General features: G+C 42.5%; 14 protein-coding genes and 1 pseudogene. 7 read left to right on the plus strand and 8 right to left on the minus strand.

Annotation, left to right across the window (positions count from 1 at the left end):
• Positions 1-160: 160 nt before the first annotated feature.
• A complete protein-coding gene (gene ahpC, locus AC0VYT_RS08815; protein WP_005019607.1) occupies positions 161-724 on the plus strand; it encodes an alkyl hydroperoxide reductase subunit C in 564 nt (187 codons plus the stop codon).
• A gap of 183 nt (positions 725-907) precedes the next feature.
• Positions 908-1,114 (plus strand): KTSC domain-containing protein, encoded by a 207-nt coding sequence (locus AC0VYT_RS08820; RefSeq protein ID WP_005019605.1) that lies wholly within the window; start codon positions 908-910, stop codon positions 1,112-1,114.
• Between the two features lie 34 nt (positions 1,115-1,148).
• Here AC0VYT_RS08820 and AC0VYT_RS08825 read toward each other — a convergent pair whose 3' ends face one another.
• Together AC0VYT_RS08825 and AC0VYT_RS08830 are read right to left on the minus strand one after the other, a co-directional pair.
• Positions 1,149-1,733: an O-methyltransferase gene (locus tag AC0VYT_RS08825; RefSeq protein ID WP_005019602.1), complete on the minus strand. Its 585-nt coding sequence runs from the start codon at positions 1,731-1,733 to the stop codon at positions 1,149-1,151.
• A gap of 45 nt (positions 1,734-1,778) precedes the next feature.
• Positions 1,779-1,994 carry a DUF1653 domain-containing protein gene (locus AC0VYT_RS08830; protein WP_005019600.1) on the minus strand — a complete coding sequence of 72 codons (216 nt, stop codon included), beginning with the start codon at positions 1,992-1,994 and terminating at the stop codon, positions 1,779-1,781.
• 310 nt (positions 1,995-2,304) lie between these two features.
• Between AC0VYT_RS08830 and ahpF the strand changes: the two genes are divergently transcribed.
• The 3 genes from ahpF to AC0VYT_RS08845 all read left to right on the plus strand — a co-directional run bounded on the left by ahpF (position 2,305) and on the right by AC0VYT_RS08845 (position 4,948).
• Complete coding sequence (gene ahpF, locus AC0VYT_RS08835) at positions 2,305-3,870, plus strand: alkyl hydroperoxide reductase subunit F (RefSeq protein WP_144745057.1); 1,566 nt, start codon at positions 2,305-2,307, stop codon at positions 3,868-3,870.
• A gap of 152 nt (positions 3,871-4,022) precedes the next feature.
• Positions 4,023-4,382 (plus strand): hypothetical protein, encoded by a 360-nt coding sequence (locus AC0VYT_RS08840; protein WP_005019597.1) that lies wholly within the window; start codon positions 4,023-4,025, stop codon positions 4,380-4,382.
• Positions 4,383-4,564: 182 nt separating this feature from the next.
• Positions 4,565-4,948, plus strand: a complete 384-nt coding sequence (locus AC0VYT_RS08845; RefSeq protein WP_005019596.1) for a hypothetical protein — start codon at positions 4,565-4,567, stop codon at positions 4,946-4,948.
• Positions 4,949-4,986: 38 nt separating this feature from the next.
• On the opposite strand, the pseudogene AC0VYT_RS08850 reads toward AC0VYT_RS08845, so the two are convergent.
• Together AC0VYT_RS08850 and yaaA are read right to left on the minus strand one after the other, a co-directional pair.
• Positions 4,987-5,615, minus strand: a pseudogene (locus AC0VYT_RS08850) (HD domain-containing protein).
• Between the two features lie 122 nt (positions 5,616-5,737).
• On the minus strand, positions 5,738-6,517 hold the full coding sequence (yaaA, locus tag AC0VYT_RS08855; protein WP_005019593.1) for a peroxide stress protein YaaA: 780 nt from the start codon (positions 6,515-6,517) through the stop codon (positions 5,738-5,740).
• Between the two features lie 124 nt (positions 6,518-6,641).
• On the opposite strand from yaaA, the gene AC0VYT_RS08860 reads away from it, so the two are divergent.
• Complete coding sequence (locus AC0VYT_RS08860; protein WP_005019592.1) at positions 6,642-7,274, plus strand: alpha/beta hydrolase; 633 nt, start codon at positions 6,642-6,644, stop codon at positions 7,272-7,274.
• A gap of 58 nt (positions 7,275-7,332) precedes the next feature.
• On the opposite strand, the gene AC0VYT_RS08865 is transcribed toward AC0VYT_RS08860, so the two are convergent.
• From AC0VYT_RS08865 to pheA, 3 genes are all read right to left on the minus strand, one after another.
• Entirely contained in the window at positions 7,333-7,713 is a 381-nt protein-coding gene (locus tag AC0VYT_RS08865) for a hypothetical protein (RefSeq protein ID WP_005019591.1), read from the minus strand.
• A 124-nt stretch (positions 7,714-7,837) separates the two neighbouring features.
• Complete coding sequence (locus tag AC0VYT_RS08870) at positions 7,838-10,084, minus strand: bifunctional prephenate dehydrogenase/3-phosphoshikimate 1-carboxyvinyltransferase (protein ID WP_005019590.1); 2,247 nt, start codon at positions 10,082-10,084, stop codon at positions 7,838-7,840.
• A 192-nt stretch (positions 10,085-10,276) separates the two neighbouring features.
• Positions 10,277-11,386 carry a prephenate dehydratase gene (gene pheA, locus AC0VYT_RS08875; protein ID WP_005019589.1) on the minus strand — a complete coding sequence of 370 codons (1,110 nt, stop codon included), beginning with the start codon at positions 11,384-11,386 and terminating at the stop codon, positions 10,277-10,279.
• A gap of 553 nt (positions 11,387-11,939) precedes the next feature.
• On the opposite strand from pheA, the gene AC0VYT_RS08880 reads away from it, so the two are divergent.
• Positions 11,940-13,658: a long-chain-fatty-acid--CoA ligase gene (locus tag AC0VYT_RS08880; RefSeq protein ID WP_005019588.1), complete on the plus strand. Its 1,719-nt coding sequence runs from the start codon at positions 11,940-11,942 to the stop codon at positions 13,656-13,658.
• 54 nt (positions 13,659-13,712) lie between these two features.
• Here the strand turns inward: AC0VYT_RS08880 and AC0VYT_RS08885 are convergent, their stop codons facing one another.
• Complete coding sequence (locus AC0VYT_RS08885) at positions 13,713-14,852, minus strand: acyl-CoA dehydrogenase family protein (protein WP_005019587.1); 1,140 nt, start codon at positions 14,850-14,852, stop codon at positions 13,713-13,715.
• Positions 14,853-14,883: the final 31 nt, after the last annotated feature.

Genomic DNA, 14,883 nt, shown 5'->3' on the forward strand with positions numbered 1-14,883 from the left:
CGCCTTAAAAAATGAACCGGACAAGACTTAGGTAAAATAGAAATGGCTTAATTTGTTTTACCGATTTAAGCAATGTAAAAATACTATTTTACCAATGATAAAAAATTATCTATTCTAGATCATGAAATTTAAATGCTAACACTCAATCATGGAGACAATGATGAGCTTAATTAATACTGAAGTTAAACCATTCAAAGCAACTGCTTATCAGAACGGCCAGTTCATCGAAATTACTGAAGCTGACCTGAAAGGTAAATGGTCTGTATTCTTCTTCTATCCAGCAGACTTTACTTTTGTTTGCCCAACTGAGCTTGGTGACCTTGCAGACAACTATGCTGAATTCAAACAGCTAGGTGTTGAAATCTACTCAGTTTCTACTGACACTCATTTCACTCACAAAGCTTGGCATGACTCTTCAGAAGAAATCAAGAAAATCGAATACCCAATGGTAGGCGATCCAACTTGGACTCTGGCTAAAAACTTTGAAGTATTAATCGAAGCTGATGGTCTTGCTGACCGTGGTACTTTCGTTATCGATCCAGAAGGTAAAATCCAGATCGTTGAAATCAATGCTGGCGGTATCGGCCGTGATGCATCTGAACTGCTTCGTAAAGTAAAAGCAGCTCAATACGTTCACGCTCACCCAGGTGAAGTATGCCCAGCTAAATGGAAAGAAGGCGATGCAACACTTGCTCCTTCAATCGACCTAGTAGGTAAAATCTAATCTTGATTAGATTAAGCTAATAAAAAACCGTCTCATTTGAGACGGTTTTTTTATTTGAATTTTATTCTATAGCCGAGCCAGCACAGCAATAACATATTTTATACTCACAGAAAGATTCATTTCGACTATGGTCAGCTTATAAGCATTATAAATGAAAATATAACTAAAGCGTGGAGGAAACCTATGCCACAAGTTTTAGCTGTTATTTACTGGAAATATGACTCTACTTCACGTTATTTAAAAATTTTTTATAATAATGGTACAGGCGAGCTTTATCACCCCGTACCGGCATTTGTATATGACAATATGATGCGCGTTACTGACAAAACTGCTTTTGTTCACAAATATCTGGAGTTCAATTTGCACTTTGACCGGCTATCAATAGCGTGAGTTTCAGTAAATTAAAATATTGAAAATAAAAGATTCAGGTTCGTGTTGCCATGAGTAGACCGGCCCCTAGATCCAGTGTCGTTAACATCATGTCCTGCTCCTGCTGAAGTAAAGATATAAAATCTTTAACCTGATCTGCATGTGAAATTACGTTATCTACAATCAGGACCCCTTTTGGGGTCAAAACTTTCTTTAAATAAGGCCAGTAGATAATATAAGCATCCCGCTCTGCATCAAGTAGAATAAAATCGTACTGTTCCTGAGTATGGCGAAGAAACTCAAGCGCATCTCCGACCCAAAACCGGACTACATCAGTTAATCCCATTTTTTGTGCATGCCACTGTGCCTGCTGACTCCGTTCCTTCTCTATTTCAAGAGTAACTAATTTTGTCCCTGTTGCTCTGGCCGCCTCTGCCAGCCAGAGTGTAGAGTATCCGGTAGAAGTACCAATTTCCAGCAATCTCTCGGGTTGCTGAATACGCACTAGCATAGACAAATAGTAAGCCGATTCTGGCTCAATATTTCGATAGCGCAGCAATCGGTCATCCTGGTCTGCATCATGAGCTTGGAAAGATTGATAGAGCTCAGCCATATAGACATTAAATTCGGAAGTCGCCATGGCAGTTTTTCCTGTTTTTATTATAAATTTTTTATGGTTTAAAATTTATACGATCTGGATAAGCTTAAATCGGGGAATAGTTTCACCTTCTACCTCCACCGTTTCCTTAAACATACTTAAAGGTCGAACCCACATTGAATAATCACCATATAGACATTGATAAATAACCAGTTCCTCTTGTGTTTCACTGTGTTTCGCTACAGAAAAAACCTGGTATAGCTGTCCCTTATAATGCTGATAAATACCACGGGTAATTTGCATGGTGTATTCCATCGAGAGAAGTTTAACAATCATGACTATGCCATAAAAAATTTTATTTGCTGCATGAAGAAAGAAAAATATTTTATTTACTGTCTCGCCGTCTGCAACTGAGAACCGAGCGAATTACACACCGCCTAAACAGCTAAGTCATGAAAAACAAGATCAGAACAGGCCCGAAAAACCGGCTCTGTTCCTTAATCACAATTCTTAAAACCGATTGTATTTATAAAAACATATTGTTTCACCTATTAATGGCTTTGCAGTATCATCAATTCATTCCTTAATATTGACTCCTTTGGAGAAGTTAGCAATGTTAGACCAAAATACTTCAGCACAACTTAAAACATTACTCGAACGTCTGGAAAGCCCGATTGAACTGGTTGCCTCTTTAGATGGCTCTGACAAGTCAGATAAAATCAAAGAGCTGGTCAATGAAATTGCCGCCCTGTCTGATCAGGTGACTGCACGCCTTGATGGCCAGCACAGCCGCCGCCCAAGCTTTGGTGTGGCCAAAGCCGGCGAGCAGCCCCGGGTATTCTTTGCCGGCCTGCCGATGGGGCATGAGTTCACCTCGCTGATTCTGGCCCTGTTGCAGGTTTCCGGATACGCTCCCAAAGTCTCTGACGAGGTACTGGCACAGATTAAAGCGCTCAACCTGACTGCTGACTTCGAAGTATTCGTGTCACTGAGCTGTCATAACTGTCCGGATGTGGTGCAGGCCCTCAACCTGATTGCCATCTATAACCCGGGCACCACTGCCACTATGATTGACGGGGCCTTCTTCCAGGAAGAAGTCGAACAGCGCAAGATCATGGCGGTTCCAATGCTGTTCCAGAACAGCCAGCACATTGGTCAGGGACGTATGACCCTGGAAGAGATTATTGCCAAGCTGGACAGCGGTGCGGCGGCCAAAGATGCAGAGAAACTCAATGCCAAGGCAGCCTTTGATGTCCTGGTGATTGGTGGCGGCCCGGCCGGGAATACTGCTGCCATCTATGCAGCGCGTAAAGGTATTCGTACCGGGATCGTGGCTGAACGCTTCGGTGGACAGGTGATGGACACCATGGATATTGAAAACTTTACCTCGGTCACCAAAACCCAAGGGCCAAAGTTTGCTGCGGCCATGGAAGAGCATGTGCGTGAGTATGAAGTCGACATCATGAACCTGCAGAAAGTTGCCAGCATTAAAGGTGCAGAAGAAACGGCCAATGGTCTGGTTGAAGTGACTCTGGACAATGGTGCCCGACTGGAATCTAAAACAGTGATTCTCTCTACCGGTGCGCGCTGGAGACAGATGAATGTACCGGGCGAGCAGGAATATGCGACCCGTGGTGTTGCCTACTGCCCGCACTGTGACGGTCCGCTGTTCAAGGGCAAACGGGTAGCGGTGATTGGTGGCGGTAACTCCGGGGTTGAGGCAGCGATTGATCTGGCCGGTATTGTTGAGCATGTGACTCTGCTTGAATTTGCTGATACTTTACGTGCAGATCAGGTATTGCAGGACAAGCTGGCGAGCTTGCCGAACACGACAGTAATCAAGTCTGCGTTGACCACAGAGGTGGTGGGAGACGGCTCACAGGTGACTGCGCTGCGTTATCAGGACCGGGTATCTGGAGAGGACAGGGAGATTGAACTGGCGGGTATCTTTGTACAGATTGGTCTGCTGCCGAACACTGACTTTCTGAAAGGGTCAGAAGTCGAGCTGAGTAACCGCGGTGAGATTGTGGTGAATGAGCGTAACGAGACCAATGTAAAAGGTGTATTTGCGGCGGGTGACTGTACAACGGTACCGTACAAGCAGATCATCATTGCTACAGGTGAAGGTGCAAAAGCGTCGCTTTCTGCTTTTGATTACATTATCCGCTCCGGTCAGTAATTTTTTAATGCGAAAAAGCATATTCCTTACAAGAATATGCTTTTTTTATATATATCTTACAAGTCCTCAACAATATGTAGTCTTTATTACAACTTTTCTTTATGCTTATATTTTCCTGAGTGTTTTTTAATCAACAAAAGGAAGGAAAATAAATGAAAAAGTTAATTGCTGCGTTAGGTTTAGCTTCTACAGTTCTCATTGTTGGCTGTAATAACAATAAAACTCCAGAAGCTGATGATCATGCTGCGACTGCTGGTACAACTACCGATTCGACTGCTACTGGCACAACTACAACAGACTCTACTATGGATATGAATAATACCGCAGGCGAGCGATTAGACAATACTACTGGCACAGTGGCTGATCCGGCTACAACAGGCACTGCTACAGATACAACTGGCGCAACTACAGGTACCACAACTGGTGGTACAACAGATACCATGACTAATACGGGAACTACTGGCACCACAGGTACAACTGGTGGTACCAGCGGAACTGGCAGTTCACAGTAATATTGTACTGAATATAAAAAAGCCCTTACATTAAGGGCTTTTTTATATCTAAGTTTTATCTAAAAAATCTAATAGATAACAACTCTTACAACTTTTCAACAAAGCTGAGTCGTAATACCACCCTTCTTTATGTTTAGATTTAAATAGTGAAGAAAAGTTGAAAAAATTAGAAGGATGTATACATGAAAAACTTAAATAAACTGGTAGTTGCTTTAGGCATGACTTCGGCTTTGTTCTTGGTTGGGTGTGATAAAGAAAAGTCTTCAGATATGGCGAAAGATAATGCCATGGCTAAACCCATGGACCAGATGGAAGCCCCTTCAGATGGCGTAGGTGAAAGTTTAAAGGATGCAACTAAAGCTGGTTTCGATGAGACCAGTCAGGCTACCAAAGGTGCAACCATAGCGATGGAAAAAGGCGCTAATGCAACTGCAGTAGCTACTAAAGAAGTGAGTGAGGGTGCGGGACAGGTTGCAAATGAAGCCACTGGCGAATCACGAGTAATTGACCCTGCACAAGAGCGTGAAACACGCGATAGCTCTCAGCATAATAGTCAGACCCAGTAAATTTTTTGTGGTTAAAAAGCTCCCCTTCCGGGAGCCTTTTAATTAGCCTTTAAAACTTTTTCAAGATTAATTTTTGCCTGATTTTCCAGTTTATCCTGAAAATATTCAGTTTTAAATAACGGATGGGCTTGATAAAAATGAGATAAGACTTTTTGCGCTTTTCATGATATATACCCTCTGACAACCAGGCATATTCTTGTTGAATCTGCTGCTCATACTCAGCAAAACGGGACGGTTTACTACCTAAAATCGCCAAGTCTATATCAAGCAAGGTTTTAAGGTCCAGATCGTCATCTTCAGACAGCTCATGAGTTTGTGTTGCCAGTATCCACGAGTAAATTTTAGAGATTTGATCAATAGTCATGTAAGGTGCCAGACTCTGTTTCATTAACTCGGCACTTTTTAATTCATTTTGATCAGATTTTGGCTCATAAACCACGTCATGAAACCAGATCGCCAGCTCAACAGCCAAGGGGTCATTCACGCACATTTTTAGAGGCTGGTATAAGTCCAGACATTCTTCTATATGTTGAAGTGTATGATAATAACGCTGAGGTTCTTCATAGGCAGTAATTAATTTCTGAAGCAGGCTGTCTGATAAATACAATGCATTAGTCTGTTGAAGTTCTTGCCAGTATTGCTTAAGTCTTTCTAGCTTAGGTTGCATAAATTAGTATTCCTATTTCTTAGCTCAGCCGGACTTTTACCTTATTTTTTGATGAGAACTTATTCTATAAATAACCAATAGCCATAATTCGAATACTGGTTATTCTATACATGAGAATATATTTAAACAGGTTGCTCATCACGTTTAAAAATTAGTTCTTTAGCGCTTGAATTTACTGTGTCCAGATAATAACCCTCACTATTAAAAGCTTTTAAATCTTCTGGCTGGGTTAACTGGTTTTCTACAATAAAGCGTGCCATCAGGCCACGGGCTTTTTTGGCATAAAAACTGATGACTTTGTATTTACCATTCTTCTGGTCAAGAAAGATCGGTTTAATGATAGCAGCTTGTATTTTGTTTTCTTGAACTGCCTTGTAGTATTCATCTGATGCAAGGTTGATTAAATAGTTATGCTGGTGTTCAGTCAGTTCCTGATTAATCTGCTGGGTAATAAGGTCTCCCCAAAACTCATACAGGTTATGTCCACGGCTGTTTTGCAGTTTGGTTCCCATTTCCAGACGGTAAGGCATCATTAAATCTAGTGGCCTTAACAAGCCATATAGACCCGATAGCATTCGCAAATGTTGCTGGGCAAAATTCAGATTGTTGTGTTTCAGACTATAGGCATCCAGACCGGTATATACATCGCCTTTAAAAGCAAAAATAGCCTGTCGGGCATTACCAAAAGTAAATTCTGGTGTCCAATCCTGAAAACGCGCAGTATTCAATTGGGCTATTTTCTCACTAACACTCATCAAACTGGCGATTTCTGAAGCAGACAGTTTACGACAAAAGTCTATAAGTTCTTGTGAGTGCTCAAGCAGTCTTGGTAAAGTATGTTCATCGGTAGGTAATGCAGATTCATAATCTAAGGTCTTAGCAGGGGAAATTAGAGCTAACATAAACAACCTGGTCAAAAAGTAATTAATCAAACTATAACAGTCGACTTATTTTAATGCCAATTTGTGTTTTTGCTGAAGTTAATCGCTAAAATACGCGATTCTCCTGCTATTTATCGTTTGTACTATGTCCGAGCAAATCTTTATTCAAGGTCCGGTGGGGCAAATTGAAGTTTTTGTTGATTATCCCCAAGGCGAAGTAAAAGGATATGCCCTCGTTTGCCACCCACACCCTCTTCAGGGAGGCACACCTCAACATAAGGTTCCTGCACTTTTAGCCCAGATTTTATCTGAACGTGGCTGTGTGGTTTATCGTCCAAGTTTTCGTGGTTCAGGGCAAAGTACCGGAACACATGATGAAGGCTATGGCGAGACAGATGATACTTTAGCGGTACTACAACATATTCGTGCCCTACACTCCCATTTGCCATTTTATGCAGGTGGCTTCAGCTTTGGTGCTCACGTGATGGCAAAAGCTTATGATGCCTTGCCAGCAGTAGAGAGGCCTAAACAGTTGATTTTATGTGGTCTGCCTACCAATACTGTAGCCGGCTTGCGTCATTATAAAACGCCTGAAATTCAGGGAGATATCCTGTTTATTCATGGTGAAAAGGATGAAATCACCTTGTTATCGGATGCTATTAGCTGGGCTACGCCACAAAAGCATCTGATTACTATTCTGCCGGGAGCAAATCACTTTTTTACGGGCTATTTAAAACAGTTACGTATCGCGATTTCCCGTTTTCTAATCGTTGAATAAAAAATAAATAAAGGCCCGGTATATATTAATTTCGGGCCTTTTTAGATGAGTCATAAGTTTAGCTTTTCCATTCGAACTGGCTAAATGATTCATCAGTTTTTAATGTAGTTTCAATAGCCTGCCCCAACTGTTTAATCACACTCTGCATTTCAATTTTTTCAAACCAGTCCTGTTCTTCGTCAGCATGTGCATTAATCCTGCAAACCAGATGCCCCTCTTCATCCTGGACAGACTCACATGTCACAGAAATAGGTAGAGGATGACTCTCTACACTTACCGCAATTTTATCAGGCTCATTACGACTAGCCTCAAAGCCATGCTGGACAAGACGTTTAGATAAAAGATCAGTTACGTATTCTTGGGCAATACGGCATTCATCTTGTATATGATCAGTTTGTTGATGTTCAGCACAGTGGGCAGTAAATTGTAGGGTTCTCATTGGCGTTTTCCTGAAATGCTTTCTTGTTGTATGGATTTAGCATAAGCAATAAACGCACAACAGCCAAGCATTCACTTGACTGTTGTTAGACAAAAACAACATTTTTCTTAAACTTTATTCGTATTTATTCACTAACCTGTATGGCAAGCCCGGCTTTATTAGCGAGTTCAGTAAAGGTGGGGAAGCTGGTGGCTACCGTTTCAGTTCCCATAATATTAATTGTTCCTGAACTTCGCAGCCCTGCCATGCTAAAGCTCATAGCGATCCGATGATCATGATGTGATTCGATTTCACCGCCGGTAAAGACAGCCGACCAGTCTCCAATTTTTCCTTTACCTTCAATGATGATTCCATCTTCAGTCGGGGTGCAGTCGATGCCCATAGTTTTAAGGCCGTCAGCCATTACCTGAATCCGGTCAGACTCTTTTACCCGCAGTTCGGCAGCACCAGTCAGTACTGTTTGTCCTTCTGCACAAGCTGCCGCAACAAATAGTGCCGGGAATTCATCAATCGCAAGTGGAACTTGGTCTTCAGGAATATGTATACCCTTGAGCGTCCGGCTACCTCTGATATGAATATCAGCAATTGGCTCACCCCCCGCAATACGTTCATTCTCAACTGTCAGGTCAGCTCCCATCTGTTTCAGAATTTCGATAATTCCGGTACGGGTTGGATTTATACCGACTGCTTCCAGAAGTACATCCGAATTCTGAGTAATAGCAGCCCCCACCATAAAAAATGCTGCGGAAGAAATATCTGAAGGTACCTGAATCTCTGTACCGACCAGTTTGCCACCACCTATAAGTGAAATTTTATGACCTTCAGTTTTAACCTCATAGCCAAAAGCACGTAGCATACGCTCGGTATGGTCGCGGGTTGGCTCAGGTTCAGTAACTGAAGTTTCACCTTCAGCCCATAATCCCGCAAGCAGAATTCCTGACTTTACCTGAGCAGAAGGCATTGGCAAATCATAATGAATACCGTGCAATTTTTGCTGACCACTAATACTGACCGGCGGTGTACCTTTTTCACCTGTGGTTTGAATCTGGGCGCCCATCAGACGTAAGGGTTTGGCAATCCGTTCCATTGGACGTTTGGATAAAGAGGCATCACCAGTCATGACCGTATCAAATTTCTGTGCAGCCAGCATGCCAGACAGCAGACGCATGCTGGTTCCTGAATTCCCCATATAAAGTGCACTTGCCGGAGCCTTAAGTCCGTGCATACCCACCCCATGAATGGTAACCTCACCATTTTTCGGGCCTTCAATACTTACGCCCATATCGCGAAAAGCCTGTAAGGTAGCTAACGCATCTTCACCTTCCAGAAAGCCTGTGACATGAGTAGTACCTTCGGCAATTGCACCAAACATGATAGAGCGATGAGACACGGACTTGTCACCAGGTACGGTAAATTTACCCTGAAAAGTCTTGTTTCCCGGCAGAATGGTAAATTGTTGTGTCACCTTGTTTTTCTCCATCAACGGTTTTTGGGCTAACATGTGGTTAAAGTGCTGACGCGCAGCCTGAGCATGTCCCAGTAAGCCCATTAATGCCTGCGAGTCTTCATTTTCAATCATTTTTCGAATAATGCCGAGCTGCTGTTCAAAGCCATCTACTGCATTTAAAATTGCTTTTTTATTGGCAAAAAAAATGTCATGCCACATTTGAGGGTCACTGGCGGCCACACGCGAGAAATCACGAAAACCGCCGGCTGCATAACGGAAGATGTCCAGGTTATCTTCACGGCTGGCCAGTTGCTCGACCAGGTTAAATGCCATCAAATGCGGTAAATGACTGGTATGTGCCAGAACTTCATCATGTTTTTCAACATCCATGCAGATAACTTCTGCTTGCGCAGCTTCCCAGAGCTCAATCAGTTTATCAACCGCCCAGCTGGCACTACTTGGCAAAGGTGTCAGAATGACCTTGTGATTGGCAAACAGATCGACTTTACCAGCATGAACACCAGTATGCTCACTTCCTGCAATCGGATGGCCCGGTACAAAACCGGGCGGCAGATGGGTGCCGTACACTGCTTTGGCTGCCTCTACCACATTTCCTTTGGTACTGCCGACATCTGTCAGGATAGTATGTGCACAAATATGAGGTTTGATGTGCTCAAGTATTTTCTGGGTAGCACGTACTGGTAAAGCCAGAACAATCAGGTCTGCCCCTTGTACTGCTTCTACAGGATCACTATAGCCCTGCTCAATCAGGCCCAAAGCTTTGGCATCTTCCAGTGTTTTTTGAGAACGGGTCGCGGCCACCACGTGACGGGCCAGTTTTTGAGCCACAATTACTCGGGCCAGACTTGAACCAATTAGCCCAAGGCCAATAAATGCAACTTTTTCAAACAGGGGTTGGGACATAACTTCAGTTTTGCCTCAAGGGCTTTTGCCTTGTTTCAAGCGTTTAATATTTCAAGTATCGGGAAGAGTTTCAAATTTTTCCGGATAAAAATAGCTTCTCAATTTTTATCCTTTTATTCATCACTCTCTGAACTTTTGGTTTATGGCAGTAATATAAAAACTACTACTGCCATGATCTAACAGGTCTCAGCTTTATAGTACAGCAACAGGATAAGAACCCAGTACACGCAGTTCTTTAACCATTGGACGGATTTCTTTGATTGCTGCCGCAACATTTTCCTGCTCGATATGGCCTTCCAGATCGATAAAGAACACATAAGCCCATTTTTCTGGCAATGCAGGACGGGTTTCAATACTGGTCAGACTGATGTTGTGCTTGGCAAATGGAGCCAGAATTTCCAGCAAGGCACCCGCACGGTCATGAGCAGAAATCAATAGTGAAGTTTTATCATTACCGCTTTGTGGAATCTTCTCACGACCAATTACCAGAAAACGCGTAGTATTTTCAGGATTATCCTCAATATTGCTGTGCATAATTTCAAGGTTATACAAACTGGCCGCAATATCAGAAGCAATTGCAGCTGAATGCCATTCATTACGGATACGACGTGCAGCTTCTGCATTCGAGTTCAGCGCTACCCGCTCAACGCCCGGATAGTGTGCATCCAGCCAGTGACGACACTGTGCCAGTGTTTGCTGGTGAGCATAGATTTGTTTGATACTGTCTTTACGGGTATTTTCAGATACCAGAAACTGATGATGGATACGAAGCTCTACTTCGCCAATCACATTGAGGCTTGAACCTCTAAAACAGTCCAATGTATGGTTTACAACACCTTCAGACGAGTTCTCAACAGGTACTACACCATAATGGGCACTACCTGCTTCTACCTCGCGAAAGACTTCATCAATCGTTGCAATTGGACGAACCAAGGCATCCTGTCCAAAATGTTTCAGTACGGCAGAATGGGTATAGGTACCTTCCGGCCCTAAAAAAGCGATGCTTTGTGGTGCTTCAAGAGCAAGACAGGCAGACATGATTTCACGAAACAAGCGCGCCATGGTTACGTCTGATAAAGGTCCATCATTGCGTTCCATAACTTTACGCAAGACTTGTGCTTCACGTTCAGGGCGATAAAACAACGGGTTTTCTTCAGCAGCAAACTTTGCTTCTGCAACCGCTTCGGCCAGGCTGGCACGGCGGTTAATCAGCTCTTGTAATTGCTGGTCAACAGAGTCGATTTCATTACGGATCTGTTCCAGATTGAAAGAGGATGAATTTTTCTGATCATCATGACCCATTGTTATATTGCCCTTGGAAAACATGTATACAAATTAGTATAACAATAGTTAGCTTTTAAATGTTGCGCAATCTGACTTTGATTGAAATAGATGCAAAAACAGCCAGTTGCTACTTTGGAACACCTCGTTAAATTCTCTTAGCCTTACCTTAATACTCTGGCTCTTTTTATAAAAAGAACTGTGGATGATTTGGAAAACAGATATGTAATGTGTATTGGCTCTTAATTTAATTCCATCAACTTATACAAGTTACTTCAAAGAAAAGTTATCGGCTGATGTATTTTGCCAGTTAACTTATTTTAATATTTCAGCCTGACCGTCGAGTATGAATACTTCAATTTTTTATTTTTATAAGCAAATATCTGTATTCTATTTCATTTTTCTCAATGTGAGTCTCTTATATTGAGTATTCGACCTATTCAAAAATCAAGTTACTTCTATTTAATAGAATGCCTTTGTATTGGCAGATTTAATCATTGTGAAAGTTTCATAGTCCTATAATTTTAATAACAGGTCAGGTACAGACTGAATCAACAATTAAAAGGAATAATAAATGATTTATGCACAACGCCCATGGAAAAAGAACTTGCCAGCCAGCCTGCAAGACTATCAATTTGATGCCACATCCATTCCACAAAATTTAAGTCAGCTGTTTAATAAAACAGTGCATGATTTTTCAGATGCGGCTGCATTTAGTCTGGTTCTGCCTACGGGCCTCACAAAGACATTAAGTTTCAAGCAGATTCAGTATTATTCTGACTTGCTGGCACGTTACTTCCAGCATGAGCTTCAATTACAACCAGGTGATGTTGTAGGCTTGCAGATGCCAAATTGTCTGCATTATCCAATTGCAGTTTTTGCCTGCTGGAAAGCTGGTCTTATTATTACCAATATCAACCCGCTTTATACCGCACGCGAACTGGAATATCAGCTTAACGACAGTCAGGCAAAAGCTTTAATAGTTTCAGACATGTTCTTAGCTACTTTTGAAAAAGTAATTGCGAAAAATAATGATCTAAAATCTCTTGCGCTGATTACAGCGAGTTTAAGTGACTTTTTTGATGCGCCGTATCAGGCGCTGATTGCTAAAAAAATAGAAACAGATGCCGAAGCTCAGGGACGTTCGCTAACACCAAGCATTGACTACTTTTCTTTTTCACAAGTTTTTAAAAGAGCAGAACAGCTACCTGAATTACAATCACAGACGACTGCAATCGCGCTGTATCAGTATACAGGCGGTACAACAGGTCGCAGTAAAGGTGCGATTATAACGCATCAGAATTTACTGTCCTTAGTACGCATGACCGGAGATTATTTGCGTGCGCACAATTCAGCTTTTAATCAGCAAGACAGTATTCTGACTGCTATTCCGCTTTATCATATTTTTGCATTCAGTGTTAATTTTCTGATGTTCTTTGAAGGCGGATCGCATAATATTCTGGTTCCTTCACCGCGTCCTATCAGCAATTTAAGGCCGGCATTTGAACAGTTTAAGATTACCTGGCTGACCGGAGTTGATACATTATATGCAGGATTACTGGCTGAAGACTGGTTTGTGCAAAATCCTCCAGAGCTCACTTGTGCCATTTCTGGCGGAACAGCACTAAGACCAGCTACAGCTGAACACTGGAAGGCTAAAATAGGTAATATTATTGAAGGGTTTGGTATGACTGAAACCAGTTGCGCAGCCATGCTACATCCTCCAATTAGCATAATTCGTCAAGGTTCTGTCGGTTTTCCATTACCTGGTTCTGAAATTAAAATTGTAGATGTTCAGGGAAATGAAGTCCCTCTCGGTAGTGCGGGCGAACTCTGTGTAAAAGGTCCGCATATTGTGCAGGGCTATCTCAACCGGCCGGAAGAAAGTGCTGACACTTTTGTAGAGGGCTGGTTACATACAGGTGATATTGCCCAGCTCGATGAAGATGGCTTCTGTTATATTCTGGACCGTAAAAAAGATATGGTACTGGTTTCAGGTTTTAATGTTTATCCAAATGAAATCGAAGCAGTCATTGCCGAGCATCCGGACATTATTGAAGTGGCGGTTATTGGGGTGCCAGATGTGCAGACTGGCGAAGCTGTGAAAGCTTATATCGCTACACGTAATCCGTCTCTATCCACTGATGAAATACTGGCGCACTGCAAAGAGCATCTTACCGCCTACAAAGTTCCAAAAGTGATAGAAATTTTACCTGAATTACCCAAGTCAACGGTAGGTAAAATCCTTCGGGCCGAGCTTCGTAATTTACAACAGCAATTGCAGAGTGCTTAATTTCACGCCACTAAAATAGAAAAGCCTGCGGAAGCAGGCTTTTTTATCTTATCTTTATTTTCCAAGCAGGCTACGCGCCACGATCTCTTTCATGATTTCATTGGTACCACCATAAATCCGCTGGATTCTGGCATCTACAAAGAAACGTGAAATCGGATATTCGGACATATAGCCATAACCACCAAACAGCTGAAGCAAGTTGTCAGCAACTTTCATCTGCATATCGGTACTAAAACTTTTTAAAGCGGCAGCTGTAGCAACATCGAGCTGGCCCTGCTGATAGAGCTCTACATTTCGCTCATAAAACGCAGCTGTAGCCAATTCATCAATCTTGGCCTGTGCCAGTACAAAGCGGGTATTCTGAAATTGGGCGATCGGCTGACCGAAAGCTTGGCGCTCTTGGACATAAGCTGTAGTTACATCAATACTGCCCCGTATAGCACCCAGAGCAGTAGCAGCTATCGCAGTACGCTCGCGCGGCAACTCCTGCATCAGATAAGCAAAGCCTTGCCCCGGCTGACCAAGTAACTGGTTTTGGGGTACTTTAATATTATCGAAGAACATCTCTGAGGTATCTTGTGAATGCAAACCGATCTTGTCCAGATTGGTTCCTTTCTTAAAACCATCCAGATGGGTATCAAGCAGTAAAAGCGAAACACCTTTAGCACGGGCTTGTGGATCGGTTTTAGCAGCCAATACTACCAGATCTGCGTGCTGCCCATTAGAAATAAAGGTTTTGGAACCATTTAATATATAACTGTCATCTTGCAAAATTGCGTTGGTTCGCATTGACTGCAAATCAGAACCAGCCCCCGGTTCAGTCATGCCAATTGCACCCACCACTTCACCACTCACCATTTTAGGTAACCAGTACTGTTTCTGTTCCTCACTACCAATATTCAGAATATAAGGAGCAGCAATTTCTGAATGACAGGATATACCTGTCGATAGTGAACTATAACCAGCCCGGGCTGACTCTTCTACCAGCATCAGTGAATAATAGGTAGGCACGCCATAGCCGCCATATTCCTCAGGTACATCTACACAGAGAAAGCCATTTTCACCTAACAGGTTCCAGACATGCCGTGGCATGATTCCATCACGCTCCCACTGTTCATAATGGGGCGCAATATGCTCTTTCATAAAACGTCTAAAGTTATCACGGAATAATTCCAGATCGGCATCATGCTGCATGTCTTATTTCCTTTTATCAGTTTGTTAGTCA

This window comes from Acinetobacter sp. QJM3NY_42 (genome assembly GCF_056173745.1).